Consider the following 22,571-nt stretch of genomic DNA (forward strand, 5'->3'; position numbering starts at 1 on the left):
TATTGAGCTGTTTGTGATTCCATTAACATAAGATTTACACATAATGATCAGCGCTTAATTAAAAAGCCCGATCATCCATTTCCACATAAATACTTCATCTACTTCTTGTCAGTTGGGGATATAGTCATCCAGTAGGGGTACAACCTTCTCGGCAAATTCCATCAGACGCTTATCGCCATCCGCCCACTCCTCACCCATACCAATCGATGTGGATAATCTGACCAAAGCGCCATCGGTTCGATGCTTGGTCAGACCATCGAGAAAAAGATACCACTTTACCAGCCATTCATTGGTAATCACACGCCCGCGCTGTTGAAACCAGTAGTAGACCAATTGCTTGAATTCGCCACGCTTAATGACCAGGCGATTGACATTCAGTGGTGTTCCGTTGATCTGTAATTCAGGCACATCGACCTGGGTCACCCGCTCAATCTCCCATCCCCCACCGGGGATACAGGAACGGGGGCTATGGGCAGCGGAACCTGCCTGCTGGGAGGCATAGTAAGCGATGTAGAAGTTCACCACCGACCCCAATGAATCGGCATAATTACCGATCAGGTAGTCGTCCAGCTTCAAGGATTTCAGATAGATCTCCTCCAGCCTATCCTCATCTCCCCGCCAATTGCCGATCTGCATGGGAAAGCCACTGAAGACCTGACGCTCGGGCAGAATCTCCTGCTGGGTCTGCACATAGAGAGAGCTCACAGCAATCAATGCAACCGAGGCAAGGATTGCATAGTGGACGGGGGAAACAGGACGGGTGCGATACTCCATTCCTTTTGGCAGTGCCTTCGGCATCTCCAACCCAAATACGTCCCTGAGACGCCGCTTGGGTCTGCCGATCCTGGCCAGCAACGCCATCTCCATTAACAGGATCAGGAGGCAGGCCATAAAAATGACCCAGCCCTCGAAATAGTGCAGAAAGCCATCGGCCTGCTTCTGTCCCCAGTTTTCCACCAACACACCGATCACCCCGATACGGAAACTGTTCATCAACACAGTGATAGGAATACTGGAGAGAAAAACCACCACCCGTTTCCAGAACTCAACCCGATAGAGATAGGCAGCAAGAAAGGCCAGACTGACCAAGGGAAAGAGATAACGCAGCCCATTACATGCTTCAACGACTTGGAGCTTGTAGTCGCCCAAATCAATCACATTTCCTTCAAGGTAGACACTGATACCAAACCACCGAATGACCTCAACACCCAGCTGGGAAGAGATGAGTTGCAGCTTTCCTGAGAGATTGTTGTAGATAAAGGGTGGGAGGGGAACAATGAAAAAAAGCAACAAAAGCGGTCCGGAGATAATCTTAAATGCTTGCCAACCCAAGAGCGCATAGGCCAAGCCCATGACAATAAGAACGAGGGCATACTGTATCAGGGTAAAAGTGGTTGCAATTTCCCCTATAAAGAAGAGACAGCCTGCCACTAGTACAATAACCACACCAAACCAGGATGGGCTAAACTCTGCTGCTACTAGACGATCTCGCCGTTGCCAGATTAGATACACTGCGATGAAGGGCAGAAAATAGGCATAGCCATACTCCTCCTTGTTGCCCCAGCGGTCGAGCATATCGATAATGCCGCCCCAGAATCCGTAGATTAAGAGTATGGCGGAAATGCCGATCATTCCCCAAATCAGTGGAGAGTTCCGCCATCCTTTAGGGATTCTTGTTGTCACCATCGTCCTTAATTACTCGAGGGTGCACTTATCGTGCTGTCCATTTTTTTTTAAGTCTACCTCTGTATCGAGGTGACATCTGCGAGTCAGGTCGCTGCATGAGTTAGAGATCTAAACACCAGATTTGACAATAACTCCAAATGGAGTCCATACCACTTCCGCCAAATACCGCCATAAAAAGCGCCCACGTAAACCATTATATCTTACGCATCACCTTCTTATAAAGAGAAATTCCTAATACACTCTTCAACTGGTCAAGCTCTTCTTCATAATCTTTTTCGACAGTATCATAATCCACTTCGGACAGTACTGGCTTTTCAAGATCTTTTTTTATCAAAAAACGCTCTTTTACTATCCTTCTAACACCCATTGGAGCCAAGTAAATAGATAACTTTCTAATGTAATCGTTACCCAATATTCGCATTACAGCTTTATTCCTTGGTACCGCAAAAGAATTTTCTCCTTTAAAATTAACCTCATTCAAATCACCCTCTACTCCCAAAAACTCCCAAACATCATTTATAAACCCGGCTGGGTTAGTTACTAAATCAGAAAACGCGAACACGCCTACATCAGAGCCAAATAAATTGCGGTATGCCATTATACCGGTCGAGTACAGACCCAATTCATAATACAACCTACTGAATGGGATGCTGCGTCTATGAACGGTTTTATCAGAAATGTATGTATCTATAAATGATTTATTACTATCCGCCACTCCTTCTCTAACATCCATCAGATATTGCGAGAATGCTCTATATATTGGATTGCGAAGCAAAATGATAATTTTCGCTTCCTTATTATAATTAAAAATTCTCTCCGGTGCCTTTTGCGCCGTCAAATATGTCGCACTTGCGTCTACTATATAACTACCTTTCTTTCTCTTCTTATCGGCATCATTGACCAAACGTTGATATTGATTAAAGTCGCTAATGACTTTGTAATGCAATCTAGAAGGCGGCGTCCCACAAAAATAATGCGGTTCCTTACACTCTAGTCCAACGAATGCGCTCATTTTTGTCAATTCTCTAAAAAGCCATGTTGTACCCCCCTTAACGCACCCCACTATAAAGAGATTCGATTTCATCGATACCCTCCATTCAATTTTAATCCATTAGGTAACGCCACTATGATGAACAAAAGAACCATACAAACACATAATTCCCTATCATTGTGTTGTCAAGCCTGAGTGCAAACACATGATAAATTTTAAATATTTCTATCTGCAAGATTATTGCTTTGCAAATAACACCTAGTTAATACTCGTAGCATAATACCACTTATCCAAGCACTAACGATTAATCCAACACAAAAAGATAATCCCCACCTCATTTTCTGCGATATTTGTTTTAATACGATAACCATTGGAAAAACAACCAACCACAAAAGAGTCAGGATCAACACATGCAAGTAGTTCCAACCATTAAATCTTCAGTATTCAAAATATTTTGGAACAATCGTAAAAACCACCAATTAACAACATCAAAGATCTTGAATAATAGTAAAGAAGGAATATTGCGCTGCAATAAAAAAAGCAGATTTTAAAAAAACACCTGATCTAACACGCACCGCATGCATGCCAATTCTAAATGTTGCAAAAACAAACGGTAATGAGACCAAAATATTCTCATTCTTTAACAAATACTTTTCTATCCAAATTAATTGTTGACCCTTCCCCGACAACTACAGCCCCAAGTACACTGGCGCCTTTACATATCGTTACATTATTACCGATCGTCGGATATTCAGGTACCAACAAATCTAAACGCCCCAATGTAACCATCTGATAAATTGTGCAGTTTAATCCGACTCTAGAGTTTCCACCTATAACAATTCCCAATGGATGCGGTAAATACAAGCCACCACCGATGACACTATCTAAACTTATCTCACAATTAAAAAAAAACCTCATAAAATAATTATAAGGTTTTCTTAACCATGTCTTGGCACGAACCATCCTTGCCAATTCAAAAGAAACTCTATAAAACAACGTACACTGAAATCCAGTTTCAAATAAAAGCACACCGATGAAAGATATAATTCCACGATCTCTCCCAATATAACGATTTAGATCTGCTTTTATTTCAGATAGCATCGTATAATTTTTCCATCTTAGCTATGAACATTTCATAGTTTTTGTTTTGAAGCGTTCTATACTTTCCATCATCGTCGCGCATAGTTGTTTTAACCAACTTCATCGCTAAATTCATTGCTCTTCGAAAAGACTCACTGTTACTATTCTCATACAGAACCACCCTTTTTCTTTCACTTTCTCCAATCCATCCTCCATTATTGCATACACAAACTTTATCAAGGCACAACGCCTCACGGATAGCAAGGCAAAATGTTTCTGCTGTAGAAGGAAAGATCATTACATCTGCTGACTCTATGTATTCTTTGGCATTGAATACATGGCCTTTAAATGACACTAAACTTGATAGGTAGTCTGACTTCGTAACCATTTTAAGCAAACCACTGTAGCATGGCCCGTCGCCTCCGATTTCAACAGCATGCAAAGACGGATCAAGACATTTTGTGCGTTTTAGAAGCATAAAGAATTCACTAACTCCTTTTGTGGGATACAAAGTAGATAATATCTTTATGACCTTTCTTGCATCATTTCGTACAGCACGCTCACTAGCAGAAATATCCTCTACAAAAAATACTGGATTTATTGCATTTTCTATAACAACACATTTTTTCAAATCTATACCTACCTGATGGTGCAAACTTTTATCATAGTCTGAGACACATACAAACTTGGAAATCTCTTTTTGAAAGTATTTGATAAAAAGAAAATGAACATAACGCTCAATACCTACTTTATGTAAAACCCCGCCATGCAATGTTACCAATGTATAAATCGCTTTGTTACATTTAAATACCTTACAAATAATCGCGATGGCATAAAATGCGATGGTTCCGTGAACATGTATAATTTTAATATTTTCCCTATTTTTATTCACTTCCTTGATTAACCAATAAACATATAATATTTTATTTACGAGCCCTATCTTAGTGAGCTTTTTTTTATAATATTTTGAAACATCCTCACTTGACTCATAAATTAATGATTGATCGTCCCGCTTCAATAATAGAAATGAACAGCGGTTCCAAAAGGAGCACTCAGAAAGTGAATTAATGTGTGACTCTATACCGCCACCAAATGCCTCTGATGTAACCAAAATAGACATTTATGCACCCTTATCTTACAAGTGACCAAGAAAGCCAACTAACCGAAACAACTATTGAATCACACTTTTGTAAACATTGAAGAGTTGCTCTGCTTTTATCTTTATATCAAAGCGCTTCGGAGATATTTTCAAAGATTGTTTTCTCAATTTATCGTGAAATTCCGAATCGTCAATAATTTTTTCTATAGCATCGACAAAATACTCAGGTTCAGCAACTCCAACTAAAATACCTGTTTTCATATTAGTTATAATTTCGCAATTACCTCCGCTATTGTGAGCTATAACCGGTAGACCACAGAACATCGCTTCAATTAATGTCCCTCCTAAAGGTTCTGAATCAGAAGTCACAACCAGCACATCAGACGACAACATGTAATCATAAATGTTTTTTACGTAACCGTGCATTTTTACAACTTCAGGCGACAATGCATCCTTCATTTTCTCTAACTCCTCCTTATAGTCTTCTTCACCAAACCCATAGTCTCCAAAAACATGGAAGCATATGTCAGATCTTTTTCTGCTTAGCGACTGCGCGATCTGAAGGAATAAGTGAGGCCGCTTCCATTTAACTAGTGCGCCGACAAATATTACATTGTATTTTCGGTTCGATAAATCATAAATTTTTTTTAACTTTGCAAATGACTCAGGGTTTCTTCCATTGTGAAGGATACAATGCTTGTGCGGAAGTATAATCCTTCCAAAGCTCTTTTTCTGAGCTGCACTTGATACACTTATTATTTTGTCACTCATCACTTCAATGAACTTACCTCTAATGCCCAAAGGACTAGCACTACGTATATGTGAAACAATTTTTACATTCACAAACGGTTTAATTGCACAAGCTATCAAAACTGTCTTAAGATTATTAGAATGCACCACATCAATCTTGTTTCTTTCAATATAATTTATTATTTTCTTTAGTAAATGAATATTACTAAATAAAATTCGCGCCGAAGATAAGACAGAGGTCGACGTCCGCTTGGCAGAAATAAAGTCATCAGTTGGTTTAATAATTTCTTGATTTTTTGCGTAAGGTTTAAAACGTGCAATAGCGTCACCCGATTCAAAAAAAATATTATAAATATGTAAATTATTATTTTTCTGGCTCATAAATGCTTCTAGTGAAGCGTTAACACCACCAAACCATTCACCAAATTGAAACAAATACAGTACTGCTATGACGTCATTTTTCATATTTTCAAAACCGAATTGTATAAAATTAATTACTAGATTATAAAAACAAGCAGTATATAGTCTATTAGATGCAGAGGAATACCATTTGGTTTTTCTGACCTATATGCTCCAATATGTAATCTAAGCTGTCTTTTTAAATCCTTCCAATGTTTCAGAGCCGTTAATCCAATTGTTGGACAATCTGATGAATCCGCTTATATTTAAATTTAAAGTCCCAGCCTTCATCATTCAACAGGCTTCACCGCCTACTGCTACCATAGAAAGGGTGTTTCAAGTGCCTGTAAACCGGAAGCCCTCATCTTTATTAATGTGCAGCGTCTATTGAAGTCTGCATTACTAAAAATAAGTGGCACAATGATTTGCCACTTCACGATGATGCTCTTGCTTGAGTGTTATTTGACTTGAAAACATATCCTGTTTTTGAAAGAAGCAGAAATATAGCGAGTGCAAACATACCCGCACCACTAGCCACGCCACCTGCCCCACCAACCATTGTCCTGACGAAAAATATAAATGATAATGCTGTTAATAAATAAATAAGATCAAAATTATACTTTTCATATTTAGATATTTTATTTTTGATCGATACAACTTTCGCTGTAATTAAAAAGTACACAATAATTGATAACAGTACTGACACAATACCACCTGCTATCCACGAAAATAGTAGCCAATTATGCACGGCACTGCCGTCAAATGTTACGTATCCGATACCAAATATTGGAGACTGTTGGATATATCTCAAAGCACCAGTATATTGCAAAATTCTTCCTTGGCGGCTACCTATATCAGAATCAAGCTGATACAGTATGTAATCTACGATATCACTACCCGCAAATACAATAATGATACTAGTCAACACAAACCCAATGATTGCCATTATTATAATCACGCCCAATTTATTTTGTTTTAATCTAAGCTTTGCATATATCAGCGTAGAAAATAGGAACATCAATACACTTGAGGTTGAAAATAATAAGAGTATAAACACTGTTGACAAGCCTATTGCAACAGTGTTCATTTTATTGATTATCGACGAATTAGATTTCGGCATAAATAATAGAACAGTGTAAAGTAATGAATACGATGCAGCCAGTTTATTGATTACAGCACTGTTGTATTCATCAATATCTGTCACAAAAGGAGAAAATGCATTGAATGTACTCTTAAGTGTATAGTATAAGAAATGTGATCTATCTTGCGTTAATATATAGTTAAGCGTATCACCTATTAGATCTATTCCTGCGAAATAAGCAGAACTAACAAAGACAAGTGATAGAACAAAAACACTCAATATCGATATCACCTTCAATGAAATAATTGATTTAATATTACAGTTTAGTATTGTGTATGCAAACACAGTTTCAACAAGCCACATCCTTATTATCTCTATGCCATCTGTACCCGTGCGTGCATTCATTAGAACAGCTGTCCAAACGACCCACAAAAATAGCACTATTAATATAGAATCTATACGTATTTTGAAACCATTTTGAAAAATTAGTAATGGCAACATTGCGATCGTAAATAATCGCCCTAGATTATCAACATCAATATTTATACCCCAATACACAATAATTGGTACCCAGCTAATACCTCCCGTTAACAGTGCAATGGATAAAATAAAAGTACTCAATGTTATAGCCACATTGTAAATATTATTGGGACGTCATATCAGTACGTTGTTTTTTCATTAGTTTTTCTATACTCTCGAATCTAATACAATTTTGTCTATTTAACTCCTAGCTTTGTCTTTGCTCCTCTAATTTTCAGAATTCTTATATTGATATAGAGGTACTATTATTTGCCGCCAGGCCTTCTCCCTTTTAGAAAACTCATCCCACAGTATCTTATAATTATTTTTCCCATTTTTTACTGCCGCAAATATACTAAAACCATGTGATTTCTTTTTGGGTCCAGTGCTTACCAACGTCACAGAAAATTCAGAATCTGAGCTGTCAATCAATGGTAACTCTGACATAGCTCCTTTTTTCCTTGTGTTATCAAATTGATTAACCACACCACCAAGTATCTTTAGTACAGATCCATTTCTTAGAATGTAATTTGTATTTAATTTTTCTGTTTTAAAACCTAGGAGCCACAAATGGCAATCATCTAAATAAAAATTATACTTCCCAGGCGACTCTGTATTGATAAACCTAGCCCATACATTTTCATTGATACATGAGAGCTTTGATTTTCCCCAACCATTAACATTGCTAAGATATAGTTCTTTTCTAGTTTCTGAATTTAGATTCTCGTAAAGACGTTGTTGTGTTGTTAGAGCGCGTAAGTACAGAGCTCTTTTAGAACTATGTCCAATAAAAGTACCCTTGCCAGCGTAATCTATCTCCTCAATTGTCAATGGTTCTGTGCATTCTTCTGACACTATTAGTGCAGCATTTCCAATAAATTTTTTGCTAATCTTTATTGTTGAATATAGTCCTGAAATCCTTTTTACACTGCAGGGGATATGAACAGGTGAATCTAAAACATATTCTGAAAATGGTAAGTAGACTATGGGCTTTCCAGAATTCACTGCTAATTGTAATTTGTTTGCATTAGACAAATTTCCTTCTTTGTCATAACTGAATGTATCAGGACTTATCCAGTCACTGCTATTATTTGACTTAAATATTATGGGGGGTGTTTTCCCTATCATAAATGGCAAAACTTCATTCGTTTTTAGAATATCACTATTCTCATTTATCGTCATTGTTGAAATATGAGTACTATCAGACTTGGCATGTTTAGTATCAACGGGTAGTTCATATCCATGGATATTTGTATCCTTTATCAGCATTTGACCGTTAATGCTATTTATACCAACTCGACAGGCACCACTACATATAAGGTTGGAATTACTTATAGTCATAAGACTTTTTGAATTATTTTGGAGAATTGCTGCCGAGTTTCTGCTCCTAATTAAAAGATGTTCAAATGAAGCAGATCCATTCTCAAGATAAACAGCTGCAATATTTTGATTGTTTAACTTAATATCTTCGAAGCTATTGTGACTTGCGTGGTATGCTGATAAGCGTATTCCATAATCAAATCCTTCTATTGAAATATCATTATGCCATCCCATTGAAGGCGGTATAGGAAGCACTACTCCACTATTACCCTTTAAGTCTTCACTTACAATATTTAACTCGCTCATAAATGCATTGTTTGCACCGGCAAAGAGAAGTCCTATAGCACCAGGATTACCCTTTCCTATATGGATACTTAGATCAGATATCTTATTCCGAGCCGTTAAATTATTAAACTCGGTTTTCCCAAATGATATGGCTGGTTTGGTATTGGCTTCAGCAAACCCATTTGCGTAATCCTTCAATTTTATTATAGTTCTATTTTTGTCCTCACCTTGTATTCTAATCCACACTACTGCCTCAGAAACACCTGGAAACTTATGATTTACTTGATTATTCCTCCTATACTCTCTCAGGTCATATAAACGGAGATTACCAGAGTAGATAATTGTATCTGAAATCAGATAATGACCATTAGGAACATAGATTATATATGAAGAAGTAGACGATGAAGGCTTTCCCTTAATCCACCCGTTTTTATCGATCTCATTCAATATAAAATCGTATGCATGGATGAATGCTTTTGTATCATCTGTCTTGCCATCGCCCTTCGCGAAAAATGGTGCCTTTCGTATATTGAGGACGCGCTTATGATTACCTTCTTCATAATAGGTACCTTCCGGTAAATAATCCGCATGAATTACATTTATTATAAATGTTAAATACAGAACACTAGCTCTTATTAATGATTTCGCAAACATAAGAAATAAGATTATTTTCTAATATAAAATTAAGGTTAAGTTTTGTATATTGTCAACGTTATACGATTAGCCAGTTAATAGTAGTATTCAATTCTAAGGTAATAATACGCATTCAAATACTGTTGATTCCCTTTTCAAAATCACCGAGCTGGTTATGAGTGCCGAACAACAACCAGTATAAATAAACTGCCTGCCCCGCATGCGCAAACGCCATGGCTATGGCAACGCCCTCCAAACCGCCATAAAACACACCAGGTATGGTAAATGAAAGCATAAGTACCAGCAGCAACAGCCGGCTTATTGCGTGATTAATAAACTCTCTTCTCGCGATTACACCAATCTGAAATATATTGCTCCAGGTGCTCACGATTAAAACAACCATGATGAGGGTAAAGACGATATTAAGTCCCTGATATTTTTCCCCGAACAACAGAACTATCAAGTAATCACCAAAATAATAGGCGATAGGTAACATAAGGATACCAAGTGCGGTAAACAGTCCAACAATCTTAGTCAGGAGTAGCCTGAAGGCTCGTTTATTACCTTCAGCTGAATAACCCGCAAGCGTTGAGGTAATCGAATGACTGATCGCCAAAACGATCGTGATACCCGCCTGAAGGGCATAGGCGATCACAGTAAAGTAACCGAGAGCCGCTAATCCCATGAAAGATTCTATAACCAGTCTCGGTACACTGGCGTTCAACATAGATAGAAAACCAGCTAATCCTAGAGGCAGAGACTGTCGGGCTATAGCAAGTAAAGATATGAGGGATACTGTTCGCTCAGTACTCGGTGAAACCCGCTTTGCCTTTCTATAATCAAATAGAACAGCAACTAACAACCAACTCACAAGATGGCCAGTAAATGCAATTTCAACCGATTCTGTATTTATCAATATTCCGCAAAACAAAAGTGAACTGAATAGACTCCGTGCCACTTGTGATCTGGCTACCAACTCCATTCTTCGTGCAATTTGGAACACTCCGTAAAACAAGTCTGAGAAGGTTTCTACTGCTTTAGCCAAACCAAATATTATTAGTATCAAACGGGTTGAATCATCGTCTATCAAGAGAAAGCCAACACACAGAATAATTAGGAATCCCAAGGTAGTGGTAAGAACTCTGAGCCCGATAAACTCAGGAAGAGTGCTTTCCTGTACTATATCTGTCGCTTGATTGAATCTTAAACCAAGATTGAAGAACGCAAATACTGGCATTATAATTGCACCAGCGAGTGCAAATCTGCCAACGTCTTCCGGTGACGCAAACCTCGCAAGTGCTGACAGAACCACAAACTGACCAATGATATAGGTCAGCTGGCCGATTACACCCCATGTAATCTGTTTTTTTACACCTGCTTTTCGCTTGATCTCCATTTCTCTCATATATTTTTTACAGAGTTCTTTGTATAAGAACAATGCTCTGTACATATTATTACTGGAACACTACTGGACAATCGTATATCCCAAATCAATAAGTTGTCAGATTTTTTTGTACACCTATTAGCTAAATAGAACATTTGTCATTTATGACACAACTTCTTTCAGTTTAAGCGATCCAGGTTCGAGCAGAAAGGGACCCCACAATTGGTGTTATGTGTCTTTGCATCTGCATATAGGTCATCTTCCTGAAAGCCAACTAACTACAAACAATAAAACTCTACATAGCATGCTAGAATTACGCAGGCTAATTTGTTCATTCTCTATGTAATAACCATCTTTCAATAATATCCTGATCGTAAACTTGCTATTTTTGATTTATTCAATACCGTTCCAATAACATTTAATCTTTCTAATAATTCATAGGAACGTGCAAGCTCTTTTTTTTGCGTACCACCTTCACTCACTACCAACATAACCGCATCAACGTAGGGTGAAAACGCCATCATATCGTCACATGATAAAAGTGGTGGCATGTCGAAAATGACTATACGATTTTGATAGCGATTTTTTAGCTCATTTACCAACCGAACTACCTTTGGTGAAGATAACATCTCAGATGAATTTTCAATTGGCTTGTTACCTGGCAGTATAACAATTCTGTCTAGTCCAGGATTAAATAGTATTTCACTTAATTCTTTATCTTCTGTTATGTAGTCACTAATACCAGGTAGCTGCTCATCTATGAAGTAGCGCTGAATGCTAGGCCTTCTTAAGTCCATATCTACAAGTATTACTGAATGATTAACTTCACGAGCAATACTGATTGCAAGATTTATTGCAGTTAGGGTTTTCCCACAGCCTTCATCAGGACTAGTAATAGCTAGTGAATTCCATTTATTAGACTTTAATCGCTGCAAAACATGAGTGCGTAGAACCTTATACTGATCGATAATTGGATCATTTGTATTACCAGATAATATTCGCTTTTCTCTCAGTATTTCATTCGGTATTGTAATTGATTTTGTGTGTGTATAGTTGATTTGCGTTAAATCCAGATAATCTGATGATTGACTAACTGGCTTTGTGTGGCGAGCGTCTTTCAATGTTGTATTTTTTTGGTCCCGCGCTCGATCAAGTGCTTTTTTTAATTTTTCCATAAATTTTCATGCTTATGCATATTGAAACGATTACTAATCTAATGAATACAGTAAATATGTTTGTAAAACGACTTGTATCACTGCCCAATCTCAATACCCAGTATTCGTAGCAACATATACCAAATAACATCAATAGGCTTATACAAATAATGTATTGCGGTGATACTTAAAACAAGTGTTGCGATCAAACCCATAGATATAGCTTTGCTATCAGTTATACGCCACCTGAGGCCATCACTAGTTTCAATATATGGTATTACAGCTAATGGGGGTGACTTAGTAATGCCCATAACATCTTTAATGTCATATATAGCATCGTCCATATTTTCTTTTATAGAAACATTACCTAAACCACCCGCTATACCAAAAATAATACCAAGAAATAGTATTGCAACTCTATTTGGTTTATCGGGATTTTCGGGCAACTGAGGAGGTTCTATGAGAGAAAACCGTTCACCCTTACGTTCACGTTCCAATGACTCCGCAAGTTGAGCTTCGAGTTGCTTCGCTTTGACCTCCTGGTACTTGGTCAAAGCATTTTCGTAATCACGCGTTAAATTTCTATATTCACGCTCAACTTGCGGACTTTGCATCAACCGATCTTCAAAATCCTTAATCTTCACCTTAAGATCTTCTCTTAAAATTATTAGTGATGTTAATTCGCTCTCCGCTGCCTGGAGCTGAGTTTCCAGTGCAAGGTAGGCGGGATTGTCGGATTGGGTTTTACTTTTCTCGCTTGGATTGGCGCCGAGTTCTTTTTCAAGCACCTCAATCTCTCCCTTAATCTTGATCAAAGTGGGATGATTGTCAGTATAACGTGTTGCCAGTGCCAGATATTCTGTCTGTAGCGCCCTGAGACGATCTTCTGTACCCATAATTCTATTGCCACTGGAATTATAGATATCTGTGGTCGGATTGACTTGGGCCAACTCTGATTGCAGGTAGATTTTTCGCTCTTCCAGGTTTCTAATCTGTTGAATAGTCGTAGACAACTCCCGTTCGTTGCGCTCCATGAGTTGGATGTTGAGCTGTTGAAGTTCGGGCAGATTATTGACATGTTTCTCTTTAAACTCTGCCAGCAGTCTCTCCAACTCGCTTATCTCTTGGTTGAGTTTTTCACCCTCTGCACTCAAAAAAGTCGAGGTTTCCAATGCGGATTGTGTTCTCTGTCTGAGATTCTCGTCGAGATAGAGCGAAACGAGTTCATTGGTGACCTTCTGGGTAATCCGGGGTTGCTTATTGCTGAATGAGAGTTTGAATGCGATTGTCGCGGTGGTGGGCCGGCCACTGCGTGGATCGACCACGTCGGCGCTGATCATTTCCAGTTCGATATCTTCGCGCAGCTCTTCAGCCAGTAATGTAATACTGGTGTCATCTCGCTTATCTTTATAGAGCCCGTAACTATCGATGATCTTGCCCAGGTTCTCAGTCGTCATCACTCGCTGGCTGATCACCTGGATACGCTCACCGGCGTAGGATGTTACGGTGGATCGGACCAGTTCACTGGGAATTTCCTGCTGTTCAATTAAAATGGTGGCTTCGGCACGGTAGATGGATGGCAACCCGAGTGCCAGGCCTATGCTCAAAAGCAGAATGATCGTAGCAGGGACGATCAGTTGCATTTTCCGTCGTTTAAGAATGGCGATATAGTCGCCGATTCCGAGTAACTCTTCCTCTTCCATTATCCCTGTCACTTCCGATTTACCAGAGTGCAAAATTGTACCATAGCAAGAAGACTTTAGAAGAAAAATCTAATATTCTGCGACCTCGATTCCGAATTTGCCAAAGCGATTTTTGTGAGGTATATCCTGCCCTGTCTAGAAATGGAATATCCATCCATCTCTAACTTATCGCCCACACTTCTAAATGAGATAGATAAGCAGAGAGGGTGAAATGGAAACTGGCTGTATAACCAGAAATAGGGTTGTGTTAGACCGGACTGTCAGCGGAACTGATGTTTAGAAAGTCCATCTTTGGAGCAGTCTAACTGATTATCAGGCTTAAACAGACCGTCGGGCGCTGTAGGCTGCAAATCCAATCAGTGCTGTGCCAAACAACCATGTGGCTGCCGGAAGCGGGATGGTGTTGACTGTTACATCGTATACCGCACCGGCATGGCCATTTATCTCACCGATGAAAGTAAGGGTATAGGTATTCGCAGATAATGTTCCTAGTGAAAAAGTATGGCTGGTAAGGTCACTAAACAACGTGCTAAAGCCACTGGAACTCACTACGACTAACGACAACACATCGAGTATGGGGCCGAATGTACTACCGATTTCATTGTCAGTTATCGATACACTGATTGGAGTATCAGCGGTAAGTGTGAAGGTACCCGTATCAACGAATATACTGGCAGAATCGTTTATATGGTTATACGTCGTAGGTTGGTCAAGTGTCAGAAAATAGTTGTGATTAAGCGCCAGCACATTACTGGAACCAACCAGCACCAGTAACCCAATTATCAGATTTGATATCCGTTTATACACATTCATCTTACTGCCTCAATTTTAAAAGCTTCCTAACTTACCTCAAGGGCATTCCAGTAAATAATCATCCCTAATGGGTTGTACACTGACTGATCCCCAGAGAGTGGTACGACCACAAGTATCCAAATATATATGTAAAGTGATCCTTGTCTCGGGTATGATTTGCAATAAACATACCTATTTATCTATTCACGCGCATAACTTGTTGAAATACTGCTGAACCGAATAGGCTGAATTCATAGCATTAACCGCATTCATCATCTCTATCAATGTGGACTGTCAATTTTCTCGACAACTCACCATTTATTAAACATTATTTAGATAGTGCCTTTGTGTGCATTTTATAAAGCACTGGTTTTATGCATAGTTCACATTTACCAATTAAAGTTTACATTCGATTCTTAACAGATAAACAATGAGTTACTTTATTCACAAGGATGCTCATAAAAATTAGACTGAAATAGATACCCGATAGTCCCTGTTCGCTCAGTTCATGCAATTTGCGCTCTGCTGGCCATATAATCAAAACAGAGATCAGGAACACCAGGTGGTTCAGCTATTTAATTCATCTATAGGATGCTGCTTTAACTTAGAAACTGTTAAAAATATCGACGATCCAGAGTTCTGCTAAGAATATTGCATTTCCATGGTGCAAAAATCCTTAGCCTGCACTGAGATATTCCAAACGAGTCTAGAATGATGTCTGAATTTGACCATAGATGCATCAATTCACTCTTGCCTGTGATTGATGTGGAAACTGAAAATCAATTCACAAACTGTTCGATACGATGAAAATAATGACCGCTGTCACCGTTTTATCATTTTATTCTTAAGTCACTCCTTGCCCTCTTTCCTTGAAAGATTGTTTAGCCCATAATCCTTCATCAGGAAACTCATGAGATCCATGTAGCTCTAGAGGAAAAGGACTTGCTCGAGGTCAACCAAACAGAACGATCACTACTACAGCGCAGGAATAGCCTGACTACATCCCTGCAGGCCTTTCTCGATGGCCTCGCCGTAATAATCCTGATACTCGCCCTGCCCCTTGTTTTTCACGGTGAGCTGAGCTCTCACTACATCATTCTGGCCTTGGCCCTGCTGGGCAGTATGTCCGTGATCTATGACAGGATGAACATCTATCGTCATCACGGCACCATGACAAAGAAGGCCTTTAAGCTGCTCAAGGCCTGGAGCAGTGCCTTCGCCTTTCTGCTTCTTTTGGCATTCGTCACAAAATATACCGAAACCTACTCAAGGAGCGTGGTACTGCTCCTGTTTGTGATCGGGTACTTTTCTCAGGTCAGCCTGCATTTTGGTGTCAGACTGTTACAGAGACACATGATCTCCAATGAAGTCAACACCAAGGCGCTGATTATCGGCAGAGGCGCTTTGGCCAACCATTTGTACGACCGGATCAATAATAACCCGTGGATGCCAGAAGATGTTATTGGCGCTGTGTCAGCCGTTGACAATGAAAATGTAACAGAACCATCAAGCAGTTCGGACTTACCTATCCTTGGCAAGCTGGAGGATATAAAAAGGCTGATCAAGATTCATGACATCCAGACGATCTATATTGCCGTATCCCTGGACAGCTCGCCGATGATTCAGCAGATCTACTTCGATCTGCTGAACGAGAATGTCAATATCCATTGGGCCCCCAATATCTTTGCCTTGAACCTGATCAACCACAGTGTGAAGGAGTTGGCGGGGATACCGATTCTCACCCTTTCAGAAACACCATTGATCGGTTCTCACCTGTTGATCAAGACGATCGAAGACCGGGTACTGGCATTTCTGATGATGATCCTGGTCAGCCCGATCATGTTGATCACCGCAATCATGATCAAGGCCGAATCCCCCGGGCCTGTGTTTTTCAGACAGGTACGTACCGGTTGGGATGGAAGGAATTTCAACATCTGGAAATTCCGCAGCATGCAATTGCACAGGGAGGAGGATGGGGTTGTCAAACAAGCTACCAGGGAAGATCCGCGCGTCACCCGTATCGGCCGCTTCATTCGCCGCACCAGTATCGATGAGCTGCCGCAACTCTTCAACGTGCTGGCGGGGCAGATGTCCCTGGTCGGTCCCCGGCCCCATGCCCTGCAGCACAACCTTGAGTATTCACAGCGGATCGAGGCCTATCTGGCACGCCACCGCATCAAACCCGGTATTACCGGGTTGGCACAGATTAGGGGGTTGCGCGGCGAGACCAAGGACCTCAAGCAGATGGAAACCCGGGTCAAATATGACCTGGAATATATCAACAACTGGTCCCTATGGCTTGATCTGAGCATCTTGGTGAGGACTGTGTTCGCCCTGAAAAGTAAAAACGCCTACTGATCATGGTTCCCTGCAAGCTTGACGCTAATCAATATCGAGATACTGAAGTTAAGGTGTATCAACATGGATGACAATGTCTTTTGGCATCATGCCACCGTCACCCGCGATCGGCGGGAAAAGATGAATCTGCACAGGGCCAAACTGCTCTGGTTTACTGGACTATCCGGTTCCGGCAAGTCCACCCTGGCCCATGCTTTGGAAGAGCGTCTTCATCAACGGGGTTGCAGGACATATGTCTTCGACGGGGACAATGTCAGGCATGGTCTCTGTCGGGATCTTGGATTCGGTATCGAGGACCGGACTGAAAATATTCGCCGCATCGGTGAGATGTCGAAGTTGTTTGTGGATGCGGGAATCATCGCCCTGACCGCGTTTATCTCTCCCATACGTAAAGACAGAGACAATGTCCGTCGACTTTTTCAATCGGATGATTTTATCGAAGTCTATGTCAAGGCCTCCATCGAGACCTGTGAATCCCGGGATGTCAAAGGGCTCTATAAAAAGGCAAGAGCGGGTGAGATACCAAACTTCACCGGTATCTCCTCACCTTATGAGATACCGGAAAATCCTGAAATAGTAATCGACACGGAGAATAGAGAGATCGAGGAGTGTGTCGATTCTCTTCTGGAATCACTGGAGTCACTCGATGTAATCCCGACGATGGTGGTTTGATTCAACTATCCCATGCACTCCCACGCAGACGTGTGGGAATGATATACAAACATCAGGGTATAGGTGGGCTCAGCCTTTTATCAGAAGCCTATTCAATGCTTTCACGCAGTATGATCTCGACCCGCCTGTTGCCAAACCGTCTCTCCAGGGTCTCACGCTCCTCAACCGAGGATTTTGGTACAGGCCCCCGCCCTTCCACTTGTATGCGTTCCGGGCTGATACCCTTATCGGTGAAGTAGCGGAATACCGCTTGTGCACGCTCTTCGGACAGGCGCATATTGTAGATGGGGTCACCACTTGCATCCGTATAACCGGTAATTGTCATATTAGTCTTCTTATTGATAGAGAGGACAATATAGAGATCGTTTAACATCTCCTTGAATTGTTCCGGAATATTGGGATTATCAAATTCAAAGTAGATCTGAAACTCCCTCGCGGTGGGGGTTGTGACAATGGTTTCCTCTGTCTTCTCGACTATTTCAACTTTCTGATATTTCGACTGGGTTGCAATATAGTCCTTGCTGGCCCTCTCCACGATATCCGTCTCGTCTGTTGATATTGCACCATCCATGGGGGTGACTGCTGTTTCGAGACTATCCTCTTCTGTGACTACCGCATCCGGTACCACGTCAACCTCAACTTTTTCCTGCTCTGATGATTTGACTGTTTGCTCTTTAGGGGGCTCAGCGCTTACAACTTCATCTTCCTGGGTGATTTGACTGGTTTCCGTGTCGGGTTTTTGCTGTAGATTTCCACTAGCAGACGTTTTCTTATCACCCTTGTCTCTGGATGGGAGGATCATCGACTGCAACTTGTCGCCAACTTCCGACATCGTCTGATCGATGCGTTCCGGTTCAATCACAAACAGCGCCAAGAAGAACAGGCCCGCGATGACAAACAACATGATATTGCGCAAAGACTTGCTAAACGTACCGGAGAAGAGCTCTTCAACCTCGACAGTCTCAGCTGTGTTTATGAAGCCCCCTCTTTCGTCAATTTCGTGTTTACGTCTCTCCGCCTGCATGGACGGCAGATTGAGGATATCCTCCGGTTTGCTTTCATTGGTTTCGGTAGGTGTTTCTTCAATGGTGACACCTTCGTGGACCAGCGTCGATGTCAAGGCATCCAATTCCGTTTCATCGATATAGGTCTTTCTGGATGCGGTCGATGCCTGCTCAGGGGTTAACGGCTGGGCAAGGCGCTCTGTTGCATCGCTTGAGACTGCGGCATCGGAATCCTCGAAAGATGACTCTTCCGTTATGGACTGGTTGTCAGAATCAACCAGACCCTCTCCATAGGGGTAAAACTCAGATTCGTGCAACGCTTCATCTGTGACTGGTTCGATTGGCGACTCAGCCTCAGACCTCGACGCTAATTCCGCTTCTGCCTCCGCTTCTGCCACTGCCGCTGCCTCTGCCGCTGCTTGTGCCGCTGCTTCTGCCGCTGCCTCTGCCTCTGCTTCTGCCGCTGCCTCCGCTTCTGCCGCTGCCTCCGCTTCTGCCACTGCCGCTGCTTCTGCCGCTGCCTCTGCTTCTGCTTCTGCCGCTGCCTCTGCTTCTGCCTCTGCTTCTGCTTCTGCTTCTGCTTCTGCTTGTGCCGCTGCCTCTGCTTCTGCCGCTGCCGCTGCCTCTGCTTCTGCCGCTGCCTCTGCTTCTGCCTCTGCTTCTGCTTCTGCTATTGCCTCTCCTTCTGGCTCTGCCTCTGGTTCTGCTTCCGCTTCTACTTCTACCTGTGCCTCAGGCTCAGACACCACATCAGTCTCAGCTTCACCCTCCCCGACCAACGCGGCATCAGGTTCGGTTGTACTGATACTCTCAGCATCTACACCTTGAGGATGTTCAAGGCCTTCGCTTACGGAGTCAGGTGTATGGGTCTCCGGCAGGATCTCCGGTCCCTGCTCATATTTATGCTTGAATGTGGTGAAGGAATCTCCAGATTGTATGGAAAGGCGCTCTTCATCGAACAACTCCCTGGCAACGATCCACACATCCTCTTCCGTGAATCCATGCTTCTCCTCCAAGGCGCCATACAGGAGTAGCCGACTTACAATGTGATTGATCTTTCTCGGTACACCCTGAGACAAGTAGTGTATAAGCGGAAAAATTGCATCATCCAGCTCGGGATCATGGTTCCAGCCGACGATACCGAGTCTATGTTCGATATACCCCTCTGTCTGCTTTACGTCCATGGACTCTATTTGACAGCTGGCAATCAACCGCTGGCGAATCTGCTCCATTCCCGGGCTTAGAATAAGCGTCCGAAGTTGGTCCTGGCCGATAAGGAATATCTGGAAGAGCGGATGACTCCCGGCCTGCAGATTGGAAAGCAGGCGTAGCTCCTCAAGCCCATTCAAGGTCAGATTCTGCGCCTCATCGATGACGATCACAGCCCGCCTGCCCGCGTTGTACTCCTTGGTGACGAAATCTTCGATTCTGGTCAGGAGCGTGGCCTTGTTATAGGTCTCCGCCTTCAGGCCGAATTCCAAGGCCACCTTTCGCAGTAGCTCCTCGGCTTGTAATTGATTAGTTACCAGGTTGATCGCGAGAATCTTCGATTGATCAACTTCGGATAGGATGTCACGAATCAGGGTGGTCTTGCCTGAACCGGGACAGCCTGTGACCATGATGAAGCCTTCACCCTGTTCCAGGGCGTATCGCAAATATGACCAGGCCTTCAGGTAGTGCTTGTGGGCAAACCTGAACTGTTCATCCGCGCTCAACCGAAATGGGTTCGCGTCTAATTTGTAATACGACTCAAACATTTAATGGCTATTTAAGTTCAATTAACAACATGATCGTATAGCAGAAAGTCACTGATATACAGTCTGACATATCCGTTTCTATTTTTGTCCGGTCATCCACTCATATCGAATAGTATCAGTATCTGCTTTGGGACACATGACGATATAGTTTATTCGTGTTCCACACACTGCCAGAAAGCCATAGAGAGTGCGTTATCAAGTCTCTTTAGCTGCAGTGGAGTCGTTTGAAAGTTGTCAAAGGGACTTCAGTTCGACGCGGGAGAGTCCAGGCGCACTCCCCCGACAGGCCAAATAGGAGTGGCAACGATCAATAAATGCAGTGGTGCTTTTCGGCATAGGCACCCTGGCCCGGGCGATATGGGTAATAAGATCTGCTCCGTCCTTGATCAGGCGATGTCCCTCATCGGCTTCCCAACAGGCCAGGCAAGATTCATTGTGTTTCTCTACCGGTCCGATTTGGGTGAGTTTTTCACCGGCAACTGCAAACTTGGGCCAGACATCGAATATCACCGGATCGGTACGCAGGATTTCACACTTGAGCTTGGCCGCACCTGCAAATTGCCGCGTTGCCTCTGCGACACCCTTGAAGAAGTGACTATCCTGAAATGCCTCGATTATCGCTTCCGAGATAATATCGATATCGTGCATGGTTTGAGCGATCTTTATGTATCGACTCTCATAAAACGACTCTATCGGAACAGTAAATGCGCGAAAGGGCTCTCCCCAGAGTTCATCGATGCCCTCCTCTCCGCTGCGATGCTTCACCAGGCCACCAAGTTCAAGGGCCTCCAGCAGATATTGACCACACTCATGCAGCATCTCCCTGCCTTTGCCGCTCTTTATATTCACATCCTCCAGTTTTACCAAATCTCTGAATATGTCAGTACCTCGATTGAACAGGGCACCGGCCAGCATAGCGCCCTTGACCCGTTTCAGATCCGGGTCGCTCTCCTCCTCGTACGCCTTCCTGGCCTCGTCCAGTCTGTCCCCCGGCATGTTGATCCCATGTTCGACATGATTGAAGAGTCGACGGGTAAGGGCCTCGATCAGATATTTTTTCGTCTCCAGACTATCTTCCATTGGCACGTAGTGCTTTATCCAGTATCCGTCATAGAAGATACAGGTCTTGCCATCGATATCCTCGATCGTGCCATTGGGTATATTGTCTGCACTACGCATCACTACTTCCTAACATCTGCCGAACGGGAAATTGGACATTATTTGAATAAATTTGTCACATAGATTGTGACTGTTGGGCGATAAATATTTTCCTAGCAGTTATTTCAAAAAAGTCCAACTTTTTCCCATTTGGACAATATCTGTCCATTTCGGCCCATTCACCCAGGTGGTTGCAATAAAAATTCACAATCTCAAAGATTTACCCTCCATGGCAGAGACGGATCAGATAACTTCCAGCTGCCGTACCAATGACGCCAGCTGTTCGTCCTCCTCCAAAGCGCCCTCCCAGAATGTGTAGACGATCTGCTGCTCGCCTTCACCCACTACCAGCTTGGCCTGAAACGCCTGCCCATCCCCCGGCTTCGGATGCTCAGTGAGTGAACTCAGGGATCCGAGCGCATGCCGAAGCGCCGACTCCTGATCTGCCGTAAGTGTTCCCGTTCGCGGCTTCTGTGTCGTATAAGTACCTGTATGTACCGTATAATTTCCATTTTCGTCAATTTCTATATGAAATGAATACTCTTCTTCACCGGTAACCTGGTAATTAATGGGAATCATACTTAGCTCCTGAAGCTGGCCTGTCATCTATGATAAATTTTGCGCCTTAGCGCCAGATATTGAAAGCTCTGGAAACAACTTTAAGGAATCCCACCCCAGGGTTGGGAATCTTAAGCCAATCGTCCAGTCTGGGGTGATTGGGAGTCGCATCAACCCGTGTGGAGAGA

At 42.2% G+C, this 22,571-nt stretch carries 16 protein-coding genes; 2 read left to right on the plus strand and 14 right to left on the minus strand.

Going from position 1 to position 22,571, the window contains the following annotated elements; all coding sequences use genetic code 11:
- Positions 1 to 108: 108 nt before the first annotated feature.
- The 11 genes from xrtD to R2K28_RS13665 all read right to left on the minus strand — a co-directional run bounded on the left by xrtD (position 109) and on the right by R2K28_RS13665 (position 14,897).
- Positions 109 to 1,632 carry a VPLPA-CTERM-specific exosortase XrtD gene (gene xrtD, locus R2K28_RS13615; protein WP_316365148.1) on the minus strand — a complete coding sequence of 508 codons (1,524 nt, stop codon included), beginning with the start codon at positions 1,630 to 1,632 and terminating at the stop codon, positions 109 to 111.
- Between the two features lie 247 nt (positions 1,633 to 1,879).
- A complete protein-coding gene (locus tag R2K28_RS13620) occupies positions 1,880 to 2,770 on the minus strand; it encodes a sulfotransferase family protein (protein ID WP_316365150.1) in 891 nt (296 codons plus the stop codon).
- Between the two features lie 540 nt (positions 2,771 to 3,310).
- A complete protein-coding gene (locus R2K28_RS13625) occupies positions 3,311 to 3,778 on the minus strand; it encodes a serine O-acetyltransferase (RefSeq protein WP_316365152.1) in 468 nt (155 codons plus the stop codon).
- A complete protein-coding gene (locus R2K28_RS13630) occupies positions 3,768 to 4,877 on the minus strand; it encodes a glycosyltransferase family 4 protein (RefSeq protein WP_316365155.1) in 1,110 nt (369 codons plus the stop codon). The genes R2K28_RS13625 and R2K28_RS13630 overlap by 11 nt, the downstream gene beginning before the upstream one ends.
- A gap of 51 nt (positions 4,878 to 4,928) precedes the next feature.
- A complete protein-coding gene (locus tag R2K28_RS13635) occupies positions 4,929 to 6,071 on the minus strand; it encodes a glycosyltransferase family 4 protein (protein WP_316365157.1) in 1,143 nt (380 codons plus the stop codon).
- A 367-nt stretch (positions 6,072 to 6,438) separates the two neighbouring features.
- A complete protein-coding gene (locus R2K28_RS13640; RefSeq protein ID WP_316365159.1) occupies positions 6,439 to 7,707 on the minus strand; it encodes an O-antigen ligase family protein in 1,269 nt (422 codons plus the stop codon).
- A gap of 126 nt (positions 7,708 to 7,833) precedes the next feature.
- On the minus strand, positions 7,834 to 9,864 hold the full coding sequence (locus R2K28_RS13645; protein ID WP_316365161.1) for a glycosyl hydrolase family 28-related protein: 2,031 nt from the start codon (positions 9,862 to 9,864) through the stop codon (positions 7,834 to 7,836).
- A 112-nt stretch (positions 9,865 to 9,976) separates the two neighbouring features.
- Positions 9,977 to 11,293 carry a lipopolysaccharide biosynthesis protein gene (locus tag R2K28_RS13650; protein WP_316365162.1) on the minus strand — a complete coding sequence of 439 codons (1,317 nt, stop codon included), beginning with the start codon at positions 11,291 to 11,293 and terminating at the stop codon, positions 9,977 to 9,979.
- 290 nt (positions 11,294 to 11,583) lie between these two features.
- Positions 11,584 to 12,402 carry a CpsD/CapB family tyrosine-protein kinase gene (locus tag R2K28_RS13655; protein WP_316365163.1) on the minus strand — a complete coding sequence of 273 codons (819 nt, stop codon included), beginning with the start codon at positions 12,400 to 12,402 and terminating at the stop codon, positions 11,584 to 11,586.
- A gap of 77 nt (positions 12,403 to 12,479) precedes the next feature.
- On the minus strand, positions 12,480 to 14,084 hold the full coding sequence (locus R2K28_RS13660; protein ID WP_316365166.1) for a GumC family protein: 1,605 nt from the start codon (positions 14,082 to 14,084) through the stop codon (positions 12,480 to 12,482).
- 318 nt (positions 14,085 to 14,402) lie between these two features.
- Positions 14,403 to 14,897: a VPLPA-CTERM sorting domain-containing protein gene (locus R2K28_RS13665; RefSeq protein ID WP_316365169.1), complete on the minus strand. Its 495-nt coding sequence runs from the start codon at positions 14,895 to 14,897 to the stop codon at positions 14,403 to 14,405.
- Between the two features lie 921 nt (positions 14,898 to 15,818).
- Between R2K28_RS13665 and R2K28_RS13670 the strand changes: the two genes are divergently transcribed.
- Positions 15,819 to 17,234 carry an undecaprenyl-phosphate glucose phosphotransferase gene (locus tag R2K28_RS13670; RefSeq protein WP_316365171.1) on the plus strand — a complete coding sequence of 472 codons (1,416 nt, stop codon included), beginning with the start codon at positions 15,819 to 15,821 and terminating at the stop codon, positions 17,232 to 17,234.
- 63 nt (positions 17,235 to 17,297) lie between these two features.
- Complete coding sequence (gene cysC / locus R2K28_RS13675) at positions 17,298 to 17,906, plus strand: adenylyl-sulfate kinase (RefSeq protein WP_316365173.1); 609 nt, start codon at positions 17,298 to 17,300, stop codon at positions 17,904 to 17,906.
- 88 nt (positions 17,907 to 17,994) lie between these two features.
- Here the strand turns inward: cysC and R2K28_RS13680 are convergent, their stop codons facing one another.
- From R2K28_RS13680 to R2K28_RS13690, 3 genes are all read right to left on the minus strand, one after another.
- Positions 17,995 to 20,667 (minus strand): AAA family ATPase, encoded by a 2,673-nt coding sequence (locus R2K28_RS13680; RefSeq protein WP_316365175.1) that lies wholly within the window; start codon positions 20,665 to 20,667, stop codon positions 17,995 to 17,997.
- 234 nt (positions 20,668 to 20,901) lie between these two features.
- Positions 20,902 to 21,846, minus strand: coding sequence for a hypothetical protein (locus R2K28_RS13685; protein WP_316365177.1), 945 nt, complete (start codon positions 21,844 to 21,846; stop codon positions 20,902 to 20,904).
- Positions 21,847 to 22,068: 222 nt separating this feature from the next.
- Positions 22,069 to 22,404: a hypothetical protein gene (locus R2K28_RS13690; protein ID WP_316365178.1), complete on the minus strand. Its 336-nt coding sequence runs from the start codon at positions 22,402 to 22,404 to the stop codon at positions 22,069 to 22,071.
- Positions 22,405 to 22,571 lie beyond the last annotated feature (167 nt).

The organism is Candidatus Thiodiazotropha sp. CDECU1, from assembly GCF_963455295.1.
In the GTDB taxonomy this organism is placed as follows: Bacteria; Pseudomonadota; Gammaproteobacteria; order Chromatiales; family Chromatiaceae; genus Thiodiazotropha.